The organism is Solwaraspora sp. WMMA2080 (assembly GCF_027497395.1).
In the GTDB taxonomy this organism is placed as follows: domain Bacteria; phylum Actinomycetota; class Actinomycetes; order Mycobacteriales; family Micromonosporaceae; genus Micromonospora_E.
Genome location: NZ_CP114910.1, coordinates 1,427,613 through 1,450,122, shown reverse-complemented (window position 1 = coordinate 1,450,122; position 22,510 = coordinate 1,427,613). Strand labels below are relative to the sequence as shown.

The 22,510-nt window shown below is 70.3% G+C and carries 17 protein-coding genes; 9 read left to right on the top strand and 8 right to left on the bottom strand.

Features of this window, described 5'->3' with window-relative positions; genetic code table 11:
- Positions 1-200 precede the first annotated feature (200 nt).
- Together O7543_RS06445 and O7543_RS06440 are read left to right on the top strand one after the other, a co-directional pair.
- Positions 201-1,655, top strand: a complete 1,455-nt coding sequence (locus O7543_RS06445; RefSeq protein WP_281554685.1) for a glycoside hydrolase family 43 protein — start codon at positions 201-203, stop codon at positions 1,653-1,655.
- A 99-nt stretch (positions 1,656-1,754) separates the two neighbouring features.
- Positions 1,755-2,741 (top strand): diacylglycerol kinase family protein, encoded by a 987-nt coding sequence (locus O7543_RS06440; RefSeq protein WP_281554686.1) that lies wholly within the window; start codon positions 1,755-1,757, stop codon positions 2,739-2,741.
- A gap of 27 nt (positions 2,742-2,768) precedes the next feature.
- Here O7543_RS06440 and O7543_RS06435 read toward each other — a convergent pair whose 3' ends face one another.
- From O7543_RS06435 to O7543_RS06425, 3 genes are all read right to left on the bottom strand, one after another.
- Positions 2,769-4,856 (bottom strand): glycogen debranching N-terminal domain-containing protein, encoded by a 2,088-nt coding sequence (locus O7543_RS06435; RefSeq protein ID WP_281554687.1) that lies wholly within the window; start codon positions 4,854-4,856, stop codon positions 2,769-2,771.
- Positions 4,804-5,241, bottom strand: coding sequence for an SCP2 sterol-binding domain-containing protein (locus tag O7543_RS06430; RefSeq protein ID WP_281554688.1), 438 nt, complete (start codon positions 5,239-5,241; stop codon positions 4,804-4,806). The genes O7543_RS06435 and O7543_RS06430 overlap by 53 nt, the downstream gene beginning before the upstream one ends.
- 147 nt (positions 5,242-5,388) lie before the next feature.
- Positions 5,389-6,363: a threo-3-hydroxy-L-aspartate ammonia-lyase gene (locus O7543_RS06425; RefSeq protein WP_281554689.1), complete on the bottom strand. Its 975-nt coding sequence runs from the start codon at positions 6,361-6,363 to the stop codon at positions 5,389-5,391.
- 489 nt (positions 6,364-6,852) lie between these two features.
- On the opposite strand from O7543_RS06425, the gene O7543_RS06420 reads away from it, so the two are divergent.
- The 3 genes from O7543_RS06420 (at position 6,853) to O7543_RS06410 (ending at position 13,034) form a co-directional block, all read left to right on the top strand.
- A complete protein-coding gene (locus O7543_RS06420) occupies positions 6,853-8,196 on the top strand; it encodes an endo-1,4-beta-xylanase (protein WP_281555569.1) in 1,344 nt (447 codons plus the stop codon).
- Between the two features lie 256 nt (positions 8,197-8,452).
- Positions 8,453-10,510, top strand: a complete 2,058-nt coding sequence (locus O7543_RS06415; protein ID WP_281554690.1) for a DNA topoisomerase IV subunit B — start codon at positions 8,453-8,455, stop codon at positions 10,508-10,510.
- A gap of 40 nt (positions 10,511-10,550) precedes the next feature.
- Positions 10,551-13,034, top strand: coding sequence for a DNA topoisomerase (ATP-hydrolyzing) (locus O7543_RS06410; RefSeq protein ID WP_281554691.1), 2,484 nt, complete (start codon positions 10,551-10,553; stop codon positions 13,032-13,034).
- A gap of 79 nt (positions 13,035-13,113) precedes the next feature.
- On the opposite strand, the gene O7543_RS06405 is transcribed toward O7543_RS06410, so the two are convergent.
- The 5 genes from O7543_RS06405 to O7543_RS06385 form a co-directional block, all read right to left on the bottom strand.
- On the bottom strand, positions 13,114-14,031 hold the full coding sequence (locus O7543_RS06405; protein WP_281554692.1) for an aldo/keto reductase: 918 nt from the start codon (positions 14,029-14,031) through the stop codon (positions 13,114-13,116).
- A 125-nt stretch (positions 14,032-14,156) separates the two neighbouring features.
- Positions 14,157-15,356, bottom strand: coding sequence for a glycosyltransferase 87 family protein (locus tag O7543_RS06400; RefSeq protein WP_281567355.1), 1,200 nt, complete (start codon positions 15,354-15,356; stop codon positions 14,157-14,159).
- 65 nt (positions 15,357-15,421) lie between these two features.
- Positions 15,422-16,057 (bottom strand): class I SAM-dependent methyltransferase, encoded by a 636-nt coding sequence (locus tag O7543_RS06395; RefSeq protein WP_281554694.1) that lies wholly within the window; start codon positions 16,055-16,057, stop codon positions 15,422-15,424.
- Entirely contained in the window at positions 16,057-16,767 is a 711-nt protein-coding gene (locus O7543_RS06390; protein WP_281554695.1) for a polysaccharide deacetylase family protein, read from the bottom strand. Before O7543_RS06390 ends, O7543_RS06395 begins: the two co-directional genes overlap by 1 nt.
- Positions 16,764-17,774 carry a glycosyltransferase gene (locus O7543_RS06385; protein ID WP_348650122.1) on the bottom strand — a complete coding sequence of 337 codons (1,011 nt, stop codon included), beginning with the start codon at positions 17,772-17,774 and terminating at the stop codon, positions 16,764-16,766. Before O7543_RS06385 ends, O7543_RS06390 begins: the two co-directional genes overlap by 4 nt.
- A 318-nt stretch (positions 17,775-18,092) precedes the next feature.
- Between O7543_RS06385 and O7543_RS06380 the strand changes: the two genes are divergently transcribed.
- From O7543_RS06380 to O7543_RS06365, 4 genes are read left to right on the top strand one after another with little or no spacing between them, the layout of a single operon-like run.
- Positions 18,093-19,409 carry an aspartate aminotransferase family protein gene (locus O7543_RS06380; protein ID WP_281555570.1) on the top strand — a complete coding sequence of 439 codons (1,317 nt, stop codon included), beginning with the start codon at positions 18,093-18,095 and terminating at the stop codon, positions 19,407-19,409.
- Positions 19,403-20,446, top strand: coding sequence for an NAD-dependent epimerase/dehydratase family protein (locus O7543_RS06375; protein ID WP_281554697.1), 1,044 nt, complete (start codon positions 19,403-19,405; stop codon positions 20,444-20,446). The genes O7543_RS06380 and O7543_RS06375 overlap by 7 nt, the downstream gene beginning before the upstream one ends.
- A gap of 13 nt (positions 20,447-20,459) precedes the next feature.
- A complete protein-coding gene (locus tag O7543_RS06370; protein WP_281554698.1) occupies positions 20,460-21,470 on the top strand; it encodes a UbiA prenyltransferase family protein in 1,011 nt (336 codons plus the stop codon).
- A 29-nt stretch (positions 21,471-21,499) separates the two neighbouring features.
- Complete coding sequence (locus O7543_RS06365; RefSeq protein WP_281554699.1) at positions 21,500-22,510, top strand: glycosyltransferase family A protein; 1,011 nt, start codon at positions 21,500-21,502, stop codon at positions 22,508-22,510.

Here is a 22,510-nt window from a genome sequence, read left to right as displayed (position 1 = left end):
AACACTGTCGATTCAATCCGGCAATCGCGCGGCAATCGTGCCGGGTGCCGTGTTAGCGCTAACACCAGAGGAGCTGGATACCTGCCGGCTGCGGCGTCGCTGCCGTCCGGTGCCCGGCAGCGCCACGTCGTGCGCCAGCACGTAGGCGGCGGACCGCCGGCACTGGCCGGACCTGACCAACTCCAACAGAAGGAGATCCGATGCCGAGAATCCTTGCCCGGCTCAGCGCGGTGCTTGCCGCCGCCTGCCTGCTGTTCACCTCATGGTCGATGACTGCGGCGAGACCGGCTGCCGCCCTCGATCCGTTCACCGGATACCTGATGGCCCACTTCACCGGTGAGACGGCCAACGGCGAGCAGATTCATCTGGCGCACAGCACCGATGGGCTGCACTGGACCGACCTCAACAACGGCAGCCCTGTTCTGCTATCCACAGTGGGCACCCGTGGCGTACGGGATCCGGTCCTGGTCCGCTCACCGGCCGGCGACCGGTACTGGATCATCGCCACCGATCTGCGGATCGCCAGCGGCACGTCCTGGAACGACGCCGCCAACCGGGGCAGCACCTCGATCGTCGTCTGGGAGTCCACCGACCTGGTCAACTGGTCGGCGCCGTGGCTGCTCAACGTCGCTGGCGGTATCGCGGGCGCCGGCAACGCCTGGGCACCGGAGGCGATCTACAACCCGGCGACCGGGGACTACGTCGTCTACTGGGCGACCAACTCGGCCCGCAACGGGATCACCAAGCACCGCATCTGGTACGCGCGGACCAGCGACTTCCGTACCATCGGTGCTCCGCAGCTGTACATCGACCGGGGCAGCGGCCAGGGCATCATCGACACCCAGATCATCGAGGTCCCGAACAGCGTCGGCGGCTACCGCTACTACCGGGCGTCCGCCGACGGTCACATCACCATCGAGGCGAGCAACTCGATCCTGGGCAACTGGACGACCCTCGGCAATTTGTCGCACCTGGGCATCTCCAACGGCACCGGCGGCGGCAACGTGGTCGAGGGCCCGATGTGGGCCCAGTTCAACGGCCGTGACGAGTGGGTGCTCTGGCTGGACCAGTACGCGACCGGCCGCGGCTACCTGCCGGTCACCTCGACCAACCTGGGCAGCACGGGTAACTTCCGGACCCGGTCGGACTACAGCATGGGCGGCAGCCGCAAGCGGCACGGATCGATCCTCAACCTGACCGCGGCCGAGCAGTCCCGGGTGCTTGCCCGCTGGGGCGCGACCACGCCGGTGAACCGGATCCAGTCGTACAACTACCCGGACCGCTACGTGCGGCACGCCGACTTCGACGTACGTATCGACGCCAACGTCAGCCCGGCGCAGGACGCGCAGTTCCGGCTGGTGCCCGGCCTGACCGGCGGCTCGGGCTACGTCTCGATCGAGTCGGTCAACTACCCGGGCCACTACCTGCGGCACTACGCGTACGACTTCGAGTTGGCACCCGACGACGGCTCGGCGATCTTCGCCGCCGACGCCACCTTCCGCCGGGTCGCCGGCCTGGCCGACGCCGGATGGTCGTCCTTCCAGTCCTACAACTTCCCGGACCGCTACATCCGGCACTACGGCTACCAACTGCGTCTCGACCCGATCACCGCCGCGCAGGCACGCGCCGACGCCACCTTCCGGGTCACCGGCTGACCGGTCGGGCGGTGCCGCCACCGACGGCGACACCGCCCACCGGCGGCGCGGACCGGCGTCGACTGGTCCGCGCCGGCCCCGGTGGCCCACACTGAGCCGGTGCAGAAGCAGACAGCGCCGGTACGGTCCGCCGTGGTGGTCAATCCGACGAAGGTCACCGACCTCGACGACCTCCGGACGGCGGTCGACGCGACCCTGGCCGAAGCCGGTTGGGCGGCACCGATCTGGCTGGAGACGACGGCCGCCGAACCAGGGCGGACGCAGGCCCGGGAGGCGGTCGCGGCCGGGGTCGACGTCGTGTTCGCCTGCGGCGGCGACGGCACCGTGATGTCGTGCGTCGCCGGCCTGGTCGGCACCGACGTGGCGCTCGCCATCCTGCCGGCCGGCACCGGTAACCTGCTCGCCGCGAACCTGGGGCTGTCGACCGACCTCGCGGCCGGGCTGGAGGTCGCGGTGGAACGGCAGACCCGCCGGCTCGACGTCGGTCGGCTCGACGACGAGCGCTGCTTCGTGGTGATGGCCGGCATGGGGTTCGACGCGAGCATGCTGGCCGCCACCTCCGAGCAGGCCAAGGCGCGGATCGGCTGGCCGGCGTACGTTGCCGGCGCCGTGCGGCACCTGCGGGACCGGCCGGTGCCGGTGCGGGTCCAGATCGACGACCAGCCGCCGGTACGGACCCGGGCCCGCACCGTGCTGGTGGCCAACGTCGGCCGGTTGCAGGGCGGGATGACCCTGCTGGCCGACGCCGAACCCGACGACGGTCTGCTCGACGTCGCCGTGCTGACGCCACGGACGCTGCGGCACTGGGTCGCGCTGGCCTGGGCGCTGGTACGGGGTCGGCGACGGGTGCCGCGGATGCAGGTGTACCGGGGGCGTGAGGTGTCGGTGGTCAGTGACCGCGACCAACCCCGCGAGCTCGACGGCGACCTGATCGAACCCGGCGCCACGCTGCGGGTGACGGTCCAGCCGGCGGCGTTGCTGCTGTGCGTGCCGCGTCCGGCTGATGACCCGGACCTGTCGGTGGACGCCGGTGCGGCCGCGCGGCGCGGTGCGGCACTCGTCGAACGTACCCGTCACCCCCGATGACCCGACTCGGGGCGTGACCGCCCCGAATCAGCCGTTGTCGGTGCGTCCGAGTCGGGCGAGCAGCCCGGTGTGCTGCCGCTGATGACTCTCGGCCCGCCGGCCGAGCGCGTCCGCCCGGCCCCACCGGCCGGGTACGTCGAGCAGTTCGATCCGAGGTATCGACGGCGGGAGATGTGGGTCGACGCCCAGATGGTCCTGGTACGGGGTGAGATCCAGCATGGTACGCAGCAGCAGCAGGACCGCCCCCGCCGACCAGCCCTGTGGGCTGCACGCCGTCGGGTACTCGACCGGGTATCCGGTCAACTCGCGCCGGTAGCCGGCGAAGGCCTCCGGCAGCCGTCCGTCGAAGAACCCGGACGCCTCGATCATCCCTTCGGCGATCCGGGCGGCCTCCTCCCGGAACCCGTACCGGCGCAGCCCCCACGCGATGATCGAGTTGTCGAACGGCCAGACCGACCCCACGTGATAGCCGACCGGGTTGTACCGTGCCTCGGTCTCGGCCAACGTCCGTACCCCCCAGCCGGAGAACATCGCCGGTCCGAGCAGGTGTTCGGCCACCTTGCCGGCCCGGTCCGGCTCGACGATGCCGCTCCACAGCAGGTGCCCCATGTTCGACGCCAGCGCGTCGACCGGGGTACCGTCCGGGTCGAGCGCGAGCGCGTAGTATTCGCCGTCGGCCACCCAGAAGTCGCGGTTGAACCGCTGCTTCAGGTCGGCGGCCTCCCGTTCCAGCCGGTCGGCGTACGCCGGGTCGTTCCAGAACTGGCGGGCCAGCCGGGCGCCACGGATCTTGGCGTCGTAGGCGTAGCCCTGCAGCTCGCAGGTTGCCCTCGGCAGCGCGGACAACCGTCCGTCGCGGTAGGAGATCGCGTCCCAGGAGTCCTTCCAGCACTGGTTCTCCAGGCCGTTGCGGGTGTTGCGGCGCCAGTAGGAGACGTAGCCGTTGCCGACCAGGTCCCCGTACTCGTCGATCCAGTGCAGCGCGGCGCGGGCCTGGCGTTCGAGTCCGCGGACCAGTTCGGTGTCGCCGCTCCACCGTTCGTACTCGTCGAGCAGGATCACGAACAGTGGGGTGGAGTCGGCCGATCCGTAGTACGGGGTGTGTGGCTGCTCCTCGAACGCCGCCGACTCGCCGTACCGGAATTCGTGCAGGATCTTGCCGGGCTCCTCCTCCCGTAGGTCGTCGAGGCTGCCGCCCTGCAACGAGCCGAGCAGCCGTAGCACCGGGGGGGTCAGCTGGGGTAAGAACGGCATGGTCTGCAGGCTGATGAAGATGCTGTCCCGGCCGAACAGCGTCATGAACCAGGGCAGTCCGGCGGTCGGTATCGCGCCGGTGGCGGTCAGCGAGGCGTACCGCATGGCAGCGAGGTCGATCAGGCTCCGCTCGTACGCCGTGGTGAGGGCGGGGTTGTCAGCGAGAAGCTGCGGTGCCTGGTCGACCCAGTGTTCGAGCTCCTGGCGCAGCTGCGGTCGGGCCCGGCGCCGGTAGGCTCCCCAGATGGTCGGCGACTCGGTGTCGCCGCCGTTGATCACTGGTTCCACCCGGATCTCGGTCTGCCACTGACCGCGCGGCTCCAGGGTGACATCGAACGTCATGCCGTCGTCGTCGATCCGGGCCGGGAGCGTGCTGGAGATGACGGTGTCCCGCTGAAAGGTTTCCCGCCGGTAGCTGTATCGCAGCCGACCGTCGTCGTGGTGGACCGACTTCGTGCCGCGCTTGTGCTGGACGTCCTTGATCTCGAACAGGTCCGCGAAGTCGGTGTCCATGTCGACTCGCAGGGTCAGGGTTACCGGCGCGATGTCGTGGTTGAGCACGGTGAGCCGCTCGACGAACGCCGCGCCGATCGACTGCTCCCGGATGACGGACAGCTTGGCGTCGATGTAGTGGGTGGGCCGGCCCGGTACGAGGAAGAACCGGGTCTCGAAGAAGTGCAGGTCGTCCTGGGACAGAGCGTTCAACCGGTGGCCGTCGATCCGGAGCACCCAGGTGGACAGGAAGCGCGTGTCGAACGAGAACAGGCCGGTCGGCAGGTCCGGTGAGGCGGTCACGTCACCGCGCTCGTCAGTCACCACGAAGGTGTTCCCGTCCAGGATGCTGACTGTCTTCTCGTTCATTCTCGGCGGCCTCCCTCCGAGTGAAGTCCCTTGGATGCAGCCCGGCCGGGACACTGCCGAAAAGGACCCGGCAGAGCTGGTCCGCGAGCCCCAGGTCTCCCTCGACGACGACCGCGTTGCGGAACAGCAGGGGGATGAACCGGTCCTCGCCCCGGGCCAACCGGTCGAAGCGGACCCGTTCGCTGCGGACGATCGAATCCGGCTCGGCCCCCGTCGACGACACCCGGACCTTCCCCGTTCCCAGGGTGACAAACCAGTGCGTCGTCCTGGTCTCCTCCTGTACGTCGAAGCGAACGGTGCCACGCAGCCTGGGTGGCAGCCGGTCCAGGACGGAGCTTGCGTCGCGGGCCAGCCGCTCCAGCGCATCTTCGACCGTGTCGACCATCCGGCCCCGCCTCCTCACGCCGTGTGACGTCCTGGGTGCACGGTAGGTCGGGTCGGAACCGGCCCGCATCACCCGCGTCGGGTGAGCTCACCGGCGGCCGGTTGCCGGCCGTGCTGGTTCACGGCCTGGGGATCAGCCAGCCTGGGATCAACCGGCGGTGGACAGCAGGTCGATGAAGCGCCGGGTGTCGACATTGCCGCCGGAGACGATCACACCGACCCGTCGGGGAGCCGGGACCGGCCGACCTGCCAGCAGGGCTGCCAGCCCGGTCGCGCCGCTGGGCTCGACGACGATCCGCATCCGGTCGAACGCGAACCGCATCGCCGCCCGGATCTCGTCGTCGTCGACGAGGACGACGTCGTCGAGCAGCCGCTGGTTCACCGAGAAGGTCAGCTCGCCGGGCGTCTCGGCGGCCTGGCCGTCGGCGATCGTGCGCGGCACCGGGATGGTGATCCGCCGGCCGGCGGCCAGCGATCGCAACGTGTCGTCGCCGGCCGACGGTTCGACGCCGACCACCCGGATCCGGGGCAGCAGTCCTTTCGCCGCGACCGCGGTGCCCGCCGCCAGCCCGCCGCCACCGACGGGCACCAGCAGCGCGTCGAGCGGTCCAACCTCCTCGACCAGCTCGAGGGCTGCGGTGCCCTGCCCGGCGATGACGTGCGGGTGATCGTACGGCGGGACCAGGGTCAGCCCGCGTTCGGCGGCCAACGCCGCACCGATGGCGACCCGGTCACCGGTGTACCGGTCGTAGGTGATTATCTCGGCCCCGTAGCCGCGGACCGCTGCCGTCTTGGCCGCCGGCGTGTCCTGCGGCATGACGATCACTGCGGTGCTGCCCAACTCCCTGGCGGCTAACGCGACGGCCTGCGCGTGGTTGCCGGACGAGTACGCGGCGATGCCCCGGGCCAGCTGGGCCGGGGACAGTCGCGCGATCGTGTTGTAGGCGCCACGGAACTTGAACGCACCGACGCGTTGCAGATTCTCGCACTTGACGAAGACCTCGGCGCCGACCATGGCGTCCAGAGTGCGCGAGCGCAGCACGGGGGTGCGGTGCGCGGCACCGGCTATCCGTGCGGCCGCGTCGCGGACGTCGGGCAAGGTGACCGGTGTCGAGTCTGTCAAGGTGCTTCCTCCCAGGGCGCTCATCTGACAGAGTTCCATACAGCGGCCGGGCGAGTCGCAGCCGGCCGGCTGGTGTCCATGCCGCATTGTCCGGGCGCGGCCGACACCGCCGACCCGTAGCGCGACTGTGCCGCTGACAGGGTTGCGCGTGGTGTCCGGGTCTGTCCCGGATCTTCTCCGAAAGTTTCGGTACTCTGGCCTTGCCGTCGAGTGCCGAACTGGGTGCTGCCGTGTTTCGGATTAGCTGGTCGAGCAGCGGGTTGCCCGGTATCGGCCTTGGTCATTGAGCTACCGGAAGTTCTCCGTTAGCATCGCTCAACAGCACTTCGATTGAAGTCGATGTGTGGTCGAGGTTCACCTGTCGACCACACTCCGCACCGAGAGGCAACCATCACCATGACCCATCTATCCGACAGCAGACCGAGGAGAAGGGGACCGCGGGCCGCGTTGGCCTCCGCCGCGGTGGTCGCCCTTGCCGCCGGTACCGCGATGCTGTACGCGACCTCCGCCAGCGCCGCCGAGTCCACGCTCGGTGCGGCCGCGGAGCAGTCCGGCCGGTACTTCGGTGCCGCCGTCGCGGCCAACAAGCTCAGCGACTCGACGTACGTGAACATCCTCAACCGGGAGTTCAACAGCGTCACCGCCGAGAACGAGATGAAACTCGACGCCACCGAGCCGCAGCAGGGCCAGTTCAACTTCAGCAACGGCGACCGGATCGTCAACCACGCCATCTCCCGCGGCATGGCCGTCCGCGGTCACACCCTCGCCTGGCACTCCCAGCAACCCGGCTGGATGCAGCAGATGGAAGGTGCTCCGCTGCGCCAGGCCATGCTCAACCACGTCACCCAGGTCGCCTCCTACTACCGGGGCAAGATCCACTCCTGGGACGTGGTGAACGAGGCCTTCGCCGACGGCGGTAGCGGTGCCCGACGCGACTCCAACCTGCAGCGCACCGGCAACGACTGGATCGAGGCGGCGTTCCGGGCCGCCCGCGCCGCCGACCCCGGTGCCAAGCTCTGCTACAACGACTACAACATCGACAACTGGTCCTGGGCCAAGACCCAGGCCGCGTACAACCTGGTGCGCGACTTCAAGCAGCGCGGCGTGCCGATCGACTGCGTCGGCCTGCAGTCGCACTTCAACAGCGGCTCGCCGTACCCGTCGAACTACCGCACCACGCTGTCCAGCTTCGCCGCCCTCGGCGTCGACGTGCAGATCACCGAACTCGACATCGAAGGCTCCGGCAGCAGCCAGGCCAACACCTACCGCAACGTGGTGCAGGACTGCCTCGCGGTGTCCCGCTGCACCGGCATCACCACCTGGGGCATCCGGGACTGCGACTCGTGGCGCAGCGGCGGCACCCCGCTGCTGTTCGAGTGCAACGGCAACAAGAAGCAGGCGTACGACTCGACCCTCGCCGCGCTGAACGCCGGCGGCACCCCGCCGCCCACCACGGCCCCGCCGCCGACCACGGCCCCGCCGCCGACCACGGCCCCGCCGCCCACGACGGCCCCGCCGACTTCGCAGCCGCCGGGCGGGGGCGACTGCTCGGCCTCGGTGATCTCGCTCGACCAGTGGCCAGGTGGCTTCGTGGCGAACGTGCGGGTGACCGCCGGGTCCGCCTCGACCAGCAGTTGGACGGTCACCATGACCCTGCCGTCCGGGGCGGCGGTCACCAACGCCTGGAACTCGCAGGCCAGCGGGAGCAGCGGCACGGTGCGCTTCAGCAACGCGCCGTGGAACGGCCAGATCGGTGCCGGACAGTCGACCCAGTTCGGCTTCCAGGGCACCGGCACCGGCAGCGGGATGACCCCGACCTGCAGCGCCGGCTGACGGCTACCACCCCCACGACGGGGCCGGTACGCGGGACACCCGGCGTACCGGCCCCGTCCGGCGTGTGCGGGCCGGCGCGCAGGGTGCGGCCGGGCCGGTACCGGCGACACCCCGGTACCGGCCCGGCGCGGCGCTGTCGGTGGCTGCGGTTACGCTCGTCGGACGGTGGCCCGCAGGCCACCGTCGTTGCCCTGCCGGTCGGTCCTGCCCGCCGGCGAGGTGGGGCACCGTTGGCCGGCACCGGGAGTTCGACGCGTTGACTGCACAACCTGAGACGCTGTACGGAGCAGACGACCTCACCCACCTGGAAGGGCTGGAGGCCGTCCGCAAGCGGCCCGGCATGTACATCGGCTCAACCGACAGCCGGGGTGTCGGCCATCTGCTCAACGAGATCCTCGACAACTCCACCGACGAGGGCGTCGCCGGTCACGCCAGCCGGGTCGAGGTGACCCTGCACGCCGACGGCTCGGTGCAGGTCGATGACGACGGCCGGGGCATCCCGACCGACGTGCACACCCGGTCCGGGCTGTCCGGGGTCGAGCTGGTGCTGACCCGGCTGCACGCCGGCGGCAAGTTCGGCGGCTCCGGTTACAAGGCGTCCGGCGGCCTGCACGGGGTCGGCGCGTCGGCGGTGAACGCGCTCTCGCTACGGTTCGACGTGCGGGTCAAGCGGGCCGGTCGGGTGTCGGAGATGTCGTTCCAGCGGGGCGTCCCGGGGGTCTTCGACGGCCCCGGCCCGGCCGCCGGTTTCACAGAGCAGTCGGGGCTGCGGGCGGTCGGCCGGATGAAGCGCGGTGAGGCTACCGGCACCTCCATCCGCTACTGGTACGACGCCCGCTACTTCGACGCCGGCGCCGCACTCGACGTGACGGCCGTGCGGACCCGACTGCGCAACACCGCCTTCCTGGTGCCCGGGGTCACCTACGTGCTGCGCGACGCCACCTCCGATGAACTGGTCGAGGAGGTGTACCACCATCCCCGTGGCCTGGTCGAGATGGTGGAGTTCCTCACCCCGAGCGGGGACCGACCGGTCAGCGGCACGCTGTTCATCACCGGCACCGGCACCTACAAGGAGAACGCCGCCGACGCCAACGGCGTGATGCAGTCCGACGTCGAGCGTCGGGCCGAGGTGGAGGTCGCCCTCGGCTGGGGCACCGGCTACGAGCGGACCGTCGAGTGCTTCACCAACACCATCCGCAACGTGCACGGCGGCACCCACCGGCGGGGTTTCGAGCGCGGGGTGACCCGGGCCGTCGTCGACGCGGTACGCAACAGCCGGGGCCTGCTCAAGCCTAAGGAGGATCCGCCGACCGTCGACGACGTGCTCGAAGGCATGACGGCCGTGGTGCACGTGCGGATCCCGGAGCCCCAGTTCACTTCGCAGACCAAGGACGAGCTCTCCACCGCCGGCATCACCCGGGTGGTGCAGACGGTGGTGGAGCGGCACATCAAGTCCTGGGTGGAGGACCGCCGGACCCGTACCGAGGCCCGGACCGTGCTGCAGAAGGTGGTCGACGCGGCCCGGGTCCGGCTCACCCAGAAGCAGCAGAAGGACGCCGCCCGGCGCAAGACCGCCCTGGAAGGGGCGTCCATGCCGCCGAAGCTGGTCGACTGCCGGTCGACCGGCCTGCAGCGCAGCGAGCTGTTCATCGTGGAGGGCGACAGTGCGCTCGGCTCGGCCCGGATGGCCCGGGTCGCCGAGTACCAGGCCCTGCTGCCGATCCGGGGCAAGATCCTCAACGTGCAGAAGGCCAACCTGGCCGACACGTTGCGCAACGCCGAGGTGGCGGCGATCGTCCAGGTCCTCGGCGCCGGCACCGGGCGCACCTTCGACCTGGCCGCCATGCGGTACGGCCGGGTGATCCTGATGGCCGACGCGGACGTCGACGGCTCGCACATCCGGACCCTGCTGATCACCCTGTTCGCCAAGTACCTACGTCCGGTGATCGAGGCCGGCCGGCTGTACGCGGCGATGCCCCCGCTCCACAAGATCACCACCAAGGGCCGGAACGCGGAGACCATCTTCACCTTCACCGAGGCCGAGATGGAGCAGACCGTACGGCGACTGGAACGGGCCGGGCGACAGGTCGTCACCCCGGTTCCCCGGTTCAAGGGCCTCGGCGAAATGGACGCAGACGAGCTGTGGGAGACGACCATGAATCCGGCGACCCGCTCGGTACGCCGGATCACCCTGGCCGACGTGGAGGTCGCCGACCGCACCCTGGAGTTGCTGATGGGGGAGAAGGTCGAGCCGCGCCGCAACTGGTTGATCGACTCGGCCGGCCGGGTCGACCAGGAGAGTATCGACGCCTGAGCATGACCCGCTCGATCGAGGAAGCGCTGGAAACGTAGAGATGGCACGCAGCAAGAGCAAGCAGTCCGGGGTCGACCTGTCCGCGTTCGACCAGGCCGGCGCCCGGATCATGGACAACCCGCTGGAGACCGAGATCCAGGACTCCTACCTGGAGTACGCCTACTCGGTCATCTACGCCCGGGCCCTGCCCGACGCCCGGGACGGGCTCAAACCGGTGCACCGACGCATTCTCTACTCGATGAGCGAGCAGGGTCACCGCCCGGACCGGGGCTACGTCAAGTCGGCTCGGGTGGTGGGCGACGTGATGGGCAAGTTCCATCCGCACGGCGACACCGCGATCTATGACGCGATGGTCCGGATGGCACAGCACTTCTCGCTCAACGTGCCGCTGGTCGACGGGCACGGCAACTTCGGCTCCCCCGACGACGGTCCGGCGGCCAGCCGCTACACCGAGGCGCGGATGTCCCGCCCGGCGATGCTGCTCGTCGGCGAGCTCGACGAGGAGACCGTCGACTTCAAGCCCAACTACGACGGCTCGCTGACCGAGCCGAAGGTGTTGCCGGCGGCCTTCCCGAATCTGCTGGTCAACGGGGCGTCCGGGATCGCCGTCGGGATGGCGACCAACATGATCCCGCACAATCTCGGTGAGGTCGTCGCGGCCACCCGCTGGCTGATCCGCCATCCCGACGCGAGTCTCGACAAGCTGATGGAGTTCGTCCCCGGCCCGGATCTGCCGACCGGTGGTCTGCTGCTCGGCCTCGACGAGGTGCGGCGTGCGTTCGCCACCGGGCGTGGGGTGGTGCGGATGCGCGCCAAGGTGCAGATCGGTCTGCTCGAGGGCAGCCGTGGGCGGCAGGCGATCACGGTGACCGAGCTGCCCTACGGGGTCGGCACCGAGCGGATCATCGAGAAGATCACCGAAGAGGTCAACAAGACCAAACGGCTGCAGGGCATCGCCGACGTCAAGGACCTGACCGACCGGGAGAACGGCACCCGCCTGGTCATCGAATGCAAGATCGGGGTGAACCCACAGGCGTTGCTCGCCGATCTCTACCGGCTGACCCCGATGGAGCAGTCGTTCGGCGTCAACAACCTGGTGCTGGTCGACGGGCAGCCACGTACGCTCGGGCTGAAGGAGCTACTGGAAGCCTTCCTGGCCCACCGGTACGACGTCGTCACCCGACGCAGCCTCTACCGACGGAGCCGTCGCCAGGACCGACTGCATCTGGTCGACGGTCTGCTGATCGCGCTGCTTGACATCGACCGGGTGGTGCGGCTGATCCGCGGCAGCGACGATGCGCAGGCGGCGCGGGACGCGCTGATGGCCGAGTTCGGGCTGACCGCCGTGCAGGCCGGCTACATTCTGGACACCCCACTGCGTCGGCTGACCCGGTTTGACCGGATCGAGCTGGAGGCCGAGCAGGATCGGCTACGTGGCGAGATCGCTGAGCTGTCGCGGATCCTCGACGACCCCGCGGCGCTGCGCAAGCTGGTATCCGACGAGCTGGCCAAGGTGGCCAAGCAGTTCGCCACCCCCCGGCGGACCACCCTCGTCGACGGTGACCTCAAGGAGGTGCTGGCCGCCTCGGTCCCGGCCGGCCCGCTGGAGGTCGCCGACGACCCCTGCCAGGTGATCCTGTCCGCCACCGGGCTGGTCGCCCGCACCGTCGCCGAGAGCGAGGAGTCGGTCGAGGACGCCCGGCGCAACAGCCGGGCCAGGCACGACGCGGTACAGGCCGTGGTGCCGGCCACCGCCCGTGGCCAGGTGCTGCTGATCACCAGCACCGGCCGGGCGGTCCGTACCGATGTCCTGCCACTGCCGGTGCTGCCGCAACGGTCCGGAACGGTATCGCTGTCCGGCGGCATGCCGGTTGCCGAACTGCTGCCGCTGAGCGCGGGTGAGCAGGTCGTCGGCCTGGCCCCGGCCGCCCAACGGGATACGCCGGGACTCGCGCTCGGCACCCGCCACGGCGTGGTGAAGGTGTGCGCGCCGGACTGGCCGGTACGCGCCGACGAGTTCGAGGTGATCGGTCTGCGCGACGGCGACGAAGTCGTCGGGGCCAGTTGGCTGACCGACGGCACCGAGAGCCTGGTGTTCGTCACCACCGACGCGTCGCTGCTGCGGTTCGCCGCGAAGCTGGTCCGTCCGCAGGGGCTCAAGGGGGGCGGCATGGCCGGGATCAACCTCGCTGCCGACGCCCGGGTGCTGTTCTTCGCCGCCGTGCGGACCGACGACCCGGTACACGGCGAGCCGATGGTGGTCACCTCCACCGGGAACAACGTCAAGGTCACACCGTTCGCCGAGTATCCCGCGAAGGGTCGGGCCACCGGTGGGGTCCGGGTGCAGCGGTTCCTCAAGGGCGAGTCGGGGCTGGAGCTGGCCTGGGTGGGTTCCCGCCCGGTCGGTGCCACCCCGTCCGGGGAGTCGGTGGCGCTGCCGCAGCTCGATCCGCGCCGGGACAGTTCGGGCACCCCGGTGATGCTGGCCCCGCAGGTCGTCGGTCACCTGCTGGAACGCGGCTGACCACCGACCGCAGGTCCGGCGTTGGCGGCCGACCCCGCTCCGACCGGGACCCCGGCCGGGGGACCCGACCGGGACCGAGTCACCAGTCCAGTGGGGTGGCGGCCAGCCGGCGGTCGTACCAGGCGCGGATCGCGGCGACGGTGTCCGCCGGCAGTGGGCCGTCGGCGGCACCGGCGATGCTGCTGGTGAGCTGGGCGACCGACCTGGTTCCCGGGATCACTGTCGACACCGCGTCGTAGCTGAGCAGGAAGCGCAGCGCGCCGGCGAGCACCCCGACACCGGCCGGCAGCAGCGACCGGAACTCGTCGACCAGGCCGGCGCGCACCGCGACGTCCTCTCGCGACCAGCGGTCCCGTACCCCGGCGAAGACGCTGTCGGCGTGGTACCGGCCGGAGAGCCAGCCGGACTCCAGCGGCACCTTGACGATCGTGCCGGCACCCCGGTCGCGGGCCCGGCCCACCGCCGGCCACGGCTCCTGGTAGAGCGCTGACAGCCGGACTTCGAACGCGGTGGAGTCACTGGTGGACAGCACGAGGTCCAGATCGGCGCTCCAGTCCACCGAAGCGCCGTACGACCGGATGACGCCCTTGTCCCGCAGCCGGTGCAGCACCTCGTAGTGGTCGCTGCGGCTGCCGTCGAGGATCTCTGGTGGCGGGTTGTGTAGCACCACGATGTCGACGTGGTCGACGTTCATCCGGCGGGCGCTGCGCTCGACCGACGCCTCAATTTCGCTGGCCGACCAGTTTTCGGTGCCGTCGGGAAGATAGCCAAACTTGGTGCAGATCACTACCTCGTCCCGTCGCCGGCCGGCGAGGGCCCGGCCGATGTTGGGTTCGCTGCGGCCGTCCGCGTAGCCCGGCGCGGTGTCGATGAAGGAGACGCCGTGGTCGAGCGCGGTGTGCACGATGCGGACCGCCTCGGCCTCGTCCGGCCCGTCCGGCCAGTGCGACGATCGGCCCAGCTGCCAGGCGCCGAGACCGATAGCGCTGACCCGCATTCCGGTGGAACCAAATGGTCGTGTCTGCACAGGCGAACCCTTCACGTCGGAGCACCGTAGACTGTTCGACAGCGTATCGACATCGGTGCGTTCACGCGGCCCCGGCGCAGCTGTCCCGGCCGGCCCTATGACCGCCGCCCGGGTCCGGTCCGGCCCGGCCGTACCCGCCAGCCCAGCAGCCCGAGCCCACCGAGCGCCAGCAGCACGTACAGGTTGCTGTAGACCAGCCCCGGCCCGGAGAAGTGCAGGTCCCACCCGCCCGGACTGGCCAGCACCCAGCTCGTGCTGCCCACCAGGACCAGCCAGCCGGCGGCGGACGCGAGGATCGCCCACCGGCGGCCGGACCACCGTTGGTCACCGGCGAGGACCAGCAGCGCCGGCACCCACCAAACCCAGTGGTGGTGCCAGGAGACAGGGGAGACCAGCAGTCCGGTGGCCGCGCAGGCGAGCACCGCCAGCAGTTCGTCGCCGGCACGTGCGCAGCGGACCGCGACCGTCATCCCGGCCGCGCCGACTAGCACCGCGAGCACCAGCCACGGCAGACCGGGCCGTGGTTCGTCCAGCGCCCGGGTCACCGCACCGGACAACGACTGGTTCAGGATGGTCCGGGGATCCCCGGTGACCCGGTCGGTGTCCAGCAGCCCGCCGGTCCAGAACCAGGTCGAGTCGGTCGGCCGCCAGGCGAAGCCGACGCCGATCGTGGCGGCGAACGCGACGGTCGCGGTGGCGGCGGCCCGCAGCCGCCCGGTCAGCACCAGGTAGCCGATGAAGATCAGCGGCGTGAGTTTGATCCCGGCGGCGACACCCACCCCGAGCCCGTGCCACCGGCCGCCCCGGCCGGCGACCAGGTCGACCAGCACCAGCCAGGTCAGCAGCAGACCCACCTGGCCGACCTGCAGGTGACCGGTCACCGCGAAGATCGGCAACGCGCCGACCAGCGCACCAGCCGTCCACAGCGGCCCCAGCCGGGCGGGCGGCCCGATCCACCGCAGGGTCAGCCGGATGATCGCGACCAGCATCACCACACTTGCCGCCGTCCAGCCCGCGACAGCGACCGGCATCGCGACCACGGCCAGCGGCTGCATCAGCAGCGCGGCGAACGGCGGGTAGGTGAAGCCGAGCGCGATGCCGTCAGGGGTATGGTGGACCGCCTGGTACAACTGCCCGTCACCGCTGGCGGCCGCGACCGCACCCGCCCGGTACGCGGCCAGGTCACCCCAGAACAGGCCGGTGGTGTGGTGCAGCACGCCGGCGGCGACGCCCAGCACGGCGGCGAACGCCCCGCCGAGCAGCCAGCTGCGTACTGCCGGCCGTCGCCCGCCCACCGGCGCGGCCCTTACGCGGGCCACATCCGACGGTAGGGCATCCGACGGTAGGGCATCGCGGGCGGTCACGACCGGCCACTGCACGCCGGATCGGCGGCACCCAGCACCAGCACGCTGCCCACGCCGTCCGCCCCGCCGACAAGCTCATCGTGCACCGGCAGCCCGCAGCTACGGGCCCGGGACAGCAGCTCGCGGCCGGTGTCGGTGGTCCCGTCGTACACCCAGACCAGCACCCGGCCACCCGGTCTTAGCAGGTCGGCCGCGCGGTGCAGCAGACCGACCGCGTCGTCGACGCTGAAGTAGTAGAGCACCTCGCGGAACAGAACCACGTCATAGCGCTCATCGGTCCGGTACGTCAGCAGGTCCGCGTCCTCGAAGGAGGTGTCCGGCCGGCGCAGCGCGCGGGCCCGGCGGATCGCCGCCCGGCTGATGTCGACACCGTGGTAGTGCCGGTACCCGCCGGGCGGCAGCGCCAGATTGACGGTCGTACCGCAGCCCAGGTCCAGGATGCGTGGTCGCGACGTGACCCGTTGAGCGAGTTCCAGCGGGACGCGGTCACGCCCCTGGTCGAGATATCGCCACAACCCCAGCGCGTACTGCAGGTCCCACAACACGGCGTTCACCCGGGGGTACGGGCGGACCAGCACCGTCAGCGGCCAGTTGAGCGCCCGAGCGGCGATCCGGAACAACGGGTGGGCCATCACGCCTCCTCGGCGGCGGTAGGGCGGTCAGGGACCGGGACGAACCGCAGCCCGCGGTACAGCAGCCGGGGGATCACGGTGCCCAGCGCGGCGATGGTCTGCGACCGGTCACCGCCGCCGTCGTGGCAGAGCAGCACGTGACCGGAGCCGGCGCGCGACAGGGTACGGGTGATGTGCCCGACGCCGGGTTCCTTCCAGTCGCTGGAGTTGACCGTCCAGTCGACCGGGGTCAGCCCGGCGTCAACGGTGGCCGCCAGCACCCGCGTCGACCATCCGCCGCTGGGTGCCCGGAACAACCGGGCGGTGACTCCGGTAGCGTCGTGAATTCGTTGCTGGGCATGGTTGATCTCGCGGTGCAACCGGTCGGCGTCGAGCGCCGCGAACGGCATCGGGTGGCGCAGCGAATGGTTGCCGATCCGGTGGCCGGCGGCCACGATCCGTCGGGCCAGCTCCGGGTGTTCGGCTACCCGGTCGCCGATCAGAAAGAAGGTCGCCGGCACCCGGTGCCGGGCGAGGAGATCCAGCAGCGCGGGGGTCCAGCGGGGGTCCGGGCCGTCGTCGACGGTGAGCGCGACCGCGCCGGCTCCGACCCGGAACACCGGCCAGCTGCGCCGCGCCGACGGGGTCACCGGCCGTAGCCGGTGAAAGGTCCGTACGCCGAGGAAACCGGCCTCCAGCGCTTTCGCCCGCAGTGTCGGCAGCTGGTTCACCGGCTCGTCCCTGGGGCCAGTCGACGGGTCGGGCCGAAGTCCGAGTCCAGCAGGAACCGCACCCCGCCGACGGTGCCGCCGCAGACGATGGCCAGGTGGACCAGGAAGTGCAGGCAGAGGAACAGGGCGAGGAACGCGGTGCCCCGCTCCCGGCGAACGAAGCCGACCAGCCCGGGGTCGGCGACGACGAACCAGGCCAGGGCGAGCCCCGGCAGGACCAGCAGCACCGGGGTCAGCACGGCCAACGGCAGGGTGCCGAGCACTGCGGCGGCGGCCAGCACGCCGCCCGGCCGGTTGGCCCGCAGCCCGGCGGGGCCCCGTTCCCGTACCGCCACCGGCACCAGCATCTGCGAGCGGCCGAACTGCTTGCGCAGCATCGGCCAGAGCCGGCTGTCGTCGTCGTGTCGGCAGGTCACGTCGGCGGACAGCCAGATGCCGTGCCGGTCGGCCATCCGATCGCTCAACTCGACGTCCTCGGAGGCGCGGAGCCGTTCGTCGAAGAACCCGACGTCGTCGAAGACCGAACGGCGGACCGCGCACAGCGCGAAGATCGCGGTGCGTACCCGGCCGGTGTTGCGGATCCGCCAGTAGTGGGCGTGCAGCAGCCGGTACGCCTCGACCGGGCCGTCGTCGTACAACGGCTGGGTGAGGTACACGCCGTGGACACAGTCGATGTCCGGCTCGTCGGCCATGATCCGCAGCGCGGTGGCGATTGCGGTCGGTGTCGGTGCGCAGTCGGCGTCGACGAAGAAGACCACGTCGCCGGTGCTCGCCTTGATCCCGCGGTTGCGGGCGGCGGCCGGGCCGCTGTTGACCAGAGTCTGCAGCAGCCGTACCGGGAACCGCCGGGCGATCTCCCGGGTCCGGTCGGTGCTCGCGTCGTCGACGACGATCACCTCCACCGGAGGGTGTGTCTGCCCGTACACGGCGCCCAGACAGGCATGCAGGGTCCGTTCGCTGTTGTAGGCGGGAATGACGACCGATACGTGCGGGGGCACGGACACCACCTTGTCGAATGTCGGGACCGCCGGGAAGTGCGTCACCGTGACTGGCCGAGACGATAGTCGTAGTGACGGTCACGGTCAATCTTCTGGATACCGTGCTCCAGTGCCGATCCAGTCGTCTTACAGTCGTCATTCAGTACCCGTCGGCACAATTGCAGGGGCTCCCGGCGGTGCTCCGCGTTCCTCTGGAGTCGCCGCCAGTTCTGGAGAAAGGCTCGATAGGTGTCTGATCTGTTCACCGTCGATGATTGCGACGAGCTCTCCGTCAAACAGGTGCACGATCTGTACCGGCGGTACGTCAACCGGAGCCAGGTCGGTCTGATGACGTCCTTCGGTTTCGGTCGGGAGTTGGTCGACCGCGCCGAAGGCGCCTACCTGTACCTACGGGACGGCCGTCGCATCCTCGACTTCACCGGCGGGGTCGGCGTACTCAACCATGGACACAACCATCCCCGCATCCTGGCGGCGCGCCGCCGGTTCGCCGAGCGGCAGCGGATGGAGGTGCACAAGACCTACTTCTCGCCGTACGTCGCCGCGCTGGCCCACAACCTGGCCGAGGTGCTGCCCGGTGACCTGAACATGTCCTTCTTGCCAAACTCGGGCGCCGAGGCGGTCGAGGGCGCGGTCAAGCTGGCCTACAAGGTCCATGGCGGGCGACGGAACACCATCCTGCGTGCCGACATCAGCTTCCACGGCAAGCTTCTCGGCTCCGGCAGCCTGACTGGCGGAGCGCAGAACCATTTCAAGTTTCCCGGCATTTCCGGTGTCGTGACATTCGGTTACGACGATCTCGAATCGGTACGCGCCGCGGTCGCAGCGCATCCCGACGACGTCTACGCGATCCTGATCGAGCCGTTCAGTGCCTCCACCATGCGCTGGTGCTCGGAGGAGTTCCTGCGTGGCCTTCGTGACCTGTGCACCGAGCACAAGATCGTGCTCATCTTCGACGAGATCTACACCGGCTGGGGAAAGACCGGCAGCCTGTTCTACTTCATGCGCTATCCCGGACTCCTGCCGGACGTGCTGACCACCTCGAAGTCGTTCGGCGGCGGCAAGTCGTCCATCTCGGCGTACGTCGCCCGGGAAGGAATTTTCCGCAAGGCGTACGACAACCCGATGGACGCGCTGATGCATTCGACCTCGACCACCTACTACGGGTTCGGTGAGGAATGCGCCACCGCGATCGAAGCGGTCAACATCGCCGTCGAGGACGACTACCCGGGCCAGGCCCGCCGAATCGAGCAACTGCTGGCACCCGGCCTGCGGCGGATCGCCAAGCAGCATCCGGACGCGGTCGCCGACGTCGCCGGATCGGGCGCGCTCTGGGGGGTGTTCATCGACGGCGGTCCGAAGGCGCTGGACCTGGCCGCGAAGCTGGCACCCGCCGGCCTGGCCCGGGATCCGCAGCTGCGGACCAAGGTGGTCACCTGCGCGGTGATCAACGCGCTCTACCGCGACCATGACATCTACTCCTACTACACCCTCAACGGCGCCAGCCCGCTCGTGGTCGGCCCGCCGCTGGTCGCCTCCGACGACGACGTCGAGTACTTCCTGGACAGTCTGGACAAGGTCCTCGACCAGGGCCTCAACCGGCTGCTGACCCGGTTCGTGGCGCAGAAGGTCGGCTCGCTGTGGTGATCGCCGTGACCGGTGCCGCCGGCATGCTCGGCTCGTCGGTGGTGGCAAGGCTGGTCGCTGACGGCGTCGAGGTGGTCGGACTCGACCTGCGGGAACCCGCACCGGGCACCGCCCCGCCCGACTACCGGCACCTGATCGGCGACGTGCGGGATTCGGCCGCGCTGCGGCAGGCGCTGACCGGAGCCGACGCGGTCGTGCACTGCGCCGCCGCGCTGCCCAGCTACCCGGCGGCGCAGATCCGCTCCATCGTGGTCGACGGCAGCCGGGCGGTGCTCGACGCGGTGCGTGCCGCACGGGTGCCCCGGCTGGTCTACATCTCCTCCACCGCGGTCTACGGGCTGCCCCGACAGGTGCCGACGCCGGAGGAGCACCCGTACGCGCCGGTCGACCCCTACAGCACCGCCAAGGCGGACGCCGAACGGCTGGCGGTCGGCTACCGTGGCGCCGACCTGGTGCTGCCGGTGCTGCGGCCGAAGACGTTCCTCGGCCCCGGCCGGATGGGGCTGTTCTCGATGCTGTTCCAGTGGGCCCAGGAGGGACGCAACTTCCCGGTGCTCGGCGACGGCCAGGTCCGGATCCAGATGCTGCACGTCGCCGACCTGATCGAAGCGGTGGTCACCGTGCTGCGGGCACCGGCCGAGGTCGCCAACGACACGTACAACATCGGCGCCGCCGAGTTCGGCACGCTGCGCGAGGACTTTCAGGCGGTGCTGGACGCCGCCGGGCACGGCAAGCGGGTGGTCGCACTGCCGGCCCGGCCCGCCCTCGCCGCCCTCGGCCTGCTGGAACGCACCAAGTTGTCCCCGGTGTACGGCCGGCTGCTGCACAAGCTGATGGACGACTCCTACGTCGATATCGGTCGGGCCCGGCGGCGACTCGGGTTCAGCCCTCGGTACAGCAACCGGGACGCGGTGCTGGAGACGTTCCGGTGGTGGCAGGGGCAGCGGACGAGCGGTACGCCGGCCGGTGCCAGCGGCCGTACCAGCCGCGACCCGTGGCGGCAGGGCGTGCTCGCCGCCGCCAAGGTCTTCTTCTAGCCAGGAGGTGCCGATGCCCGCTGTCGAGGTCGCGGCCGAGCCGACATCGGTGTCCGCGACACCGGTGGCACCGCCGGATGCCCGCCCGTCCCGGACCGGACGGTCCGGGTGGACGGCGCGCGGCGTGGCCGCCCGGATGGTGCGGACCACCGTCGACCTTGCCGCGCTGACCCGGCCGCAGCAGTGGCCGAAGAACCTGCTCGCCGTTCCGATCGCGCTGCTGGACGCCCCGGTCTGGACCGCCGCCACGCTCGGCCGGGTCGGCTGGGCGGTGCTGCTGTTCACCCTGGCGTCGTCGCTGGTGTACGTGGTCAACGACGTCGCCGACCGGCGATTGGACGCCGGTCACCCGTCGAAGCGGTCCCGACCGGTGGCCAGCGGCAGGATCCCGCCAGCCACCGCCTGGCTGTTCGGTGCCGCGCTCGCCGCCGCACTGGCGGCCGGCGTCGTCGCCGGACCTGCCCTGGCCTGGTGGCCGGTCGCCGGCTACCTCGTGCTCAACCTGGCGTACAGCCGGTGGCTCAAACACGTCCCGCTGGTCGACATCTGCGTGGTCGCCGCCGGCTTCGTGCTACGGGTGCTGCTCGGCTACGCGGCGACCGCCGGCCCGGTCTCGGCCTGGCTGCTGACCACCGTCTTCGCCACCTGTCTGCTGCTGATCCTTGGCAAACGCCGGCAGGAGCTCGCCGTCGACGGTGCCGCGCACCGCCCGGCGCTGCGCGGCTACAACCTCAACCTCGCCGACCAACTGCTCACCGTGAACGCCACCGTCGCGGTCATCGGCTTCCTGCTCTACCTGCACTCGGACGCGCCGGTCGGTGTGTACCGCAACGCCCTGCTGCTGAGCGCCGTACCGCTCGTGCTGTTCGGGATCTCCCGCTACCTGCAGGCGGTGCTGGTCCGTCGGGGCGGCGGCGACCCGGTCCGGACCGTACTGCGGGACCGCCTGATCGTCGTCGCCGCCGCGCTGCTCGCCGCCAGCGTCGGTATCGCCCTGCTCGCCGCCCAGTACCCGTCGTCCTAGCGAATCCTTTCCGAAAGTGGTCTCTTCCTATGCCTGACCCGCTCGTGTCGGTCATCGTGCCGAACTACAACTACGCCCGGGCGCTGGGGCTGTGTCTGTCCGCGCTGCGCGCCCAGACGTACCCCCACCTGGAGATCATCGTCGTCGACGACCGCAGCACCGACGACTCGGTGGTGGTGGCCGAGTCGTACGGCGTTCGGGTCGTGCAGACCCCGGTCAACGGCGGTCCCTCGGTGGCCCGCAACCTCGGCGCGGCCAACGCCAACGGGGAGATCCTGTTCTTCGTCGACTCGGACGTGGCCGCCAAACCCGACGCGGTGGCCAACGCGGTGGCGCTGCTCACCGAACGGCCGGAGATCGGTGCGGTGTGCGGCAACTACGACCCGGTGCCGCTGATCCGCGACAGCCTGGTCGAGGAGTACCGCTGCATGCAGCAGTCCTACTGGCTGATCGCCGACGAGGGGCGCATCCACACCATGTACACCGCGCTGCTGGCGATGCGTGCCGAGGTGTTCACCGAGATCGGGCCGTTCAACCCGCGGCTGCGCGAGACCGAGAACGCTGACTACGGGTTCCGACTGGCCAGCCGGTACGAGATCTGGCTGACTCCGGCGGTGCGCGGCGTGCACGACCACGACCACGAACTGCGGGTGATGATCCGTAAGGTCTTCACCCGCACGATGTTGCACATCCCGATGTACGCCCAGAATCCCACCTTCCCCGGCGGGCTGCGCAGCGGCCCCCGGGCGTGGAGCAGCGTCGCCGCACTGCTCACCGTGCTGACCGCCGTCCTGCCGCTGCTGCTCGGTCCCTGGTGGAGCCTGCTACCGGTGGCCGCGTTGGCTGGCTTCGTCGCCTGCGACTGGCCGATGTACCGGTTCGTCGCGGCCCGCCGCAACCCGCTGTTCGTCGGCTACTTCGTCGCCATGCACTTCCTGATGAACGTGGTGATGGGCGTCGCCGCGGCCGTCGGCTTCGCCAGCTACCTCACGTCGCGGGCGTTCCGGCGGCTCTACGACAAGCCGGCCGAGGCGGTGTGA

Bases quoted from the DNA above. Each gene is read 5' to 3' on its own strand.
- O7543_RS06445 (WP_281554685.1), top strand. From the start codon at position 201: ATGCCGAGAATCCTTGCCCGGCTCAGCGCGGTGCTTGCCGCCGCCTGC.
- O7543_RS06435 (WP_281554687.1), bottom strand. From the start codon at position 4,856: ATGAACGAGAAGACAGTCAGCATCCTGGACGGGAACACCTTCGTGGTG.
- O7543_RS06430 (WP_281554688.1), bottom strand. From the start codon at position 5,241: ATGGTCGACACGGTCGAAGATGCGCTGGAGCGGCTGGCCCGCGACGCA.
- O7543_RS06420 (WP_281555569.1), top strand. From the start codon at position 6,853: ATGCTGTACGCGACCTCCGCCAGCGCCGCCGAGTCCACGCTCGGTGCG.
- O7543_RS06410 (WP_281554691.1), top strand. From the start codon at position 10,551: ATGGCACGCAGCAAGAGCAAGCAGTCCGGGGTCGACCTGTCCGCGTTC.
- O7543_RS06405 (WP_281554692.1), bottom strand. From the start codon at position 14,031: ATGCGGGTCAGCGCTATCGGTCTCGGCGCCTGGCAGCTGGGCCGATCG.
- O7543_RS06395 (WP_281554694.1), bottom strand. From the start codon at position 16,057: ATGGCCCACCCGTTGTTCCGGATCGCCGCTCGGGCGCTCAACTGGCCG.
- O7543_RS06380 (WP_281555570.1), top strand. From the start codon at position 18,093: ATGACGTCCTTCGGTTTCGGTCGGGAGTTGGTCGACCGCGCCGAAGGC.
- O7543_RS06370 (WP_281554698.1), top strand. From the start codon at position 20,460: ATGCCCGCTGTCGAGGTCGCGGCCGAGCCGACATCGGTGTCCGCGACA.
- O7543_RS06365 (WP_281554699.1), top strand. From the start codon at position 21,500: ATGCCTGACCCGCTCGTGTCGGTCATCGTGCCGAACTACAACTACGCC.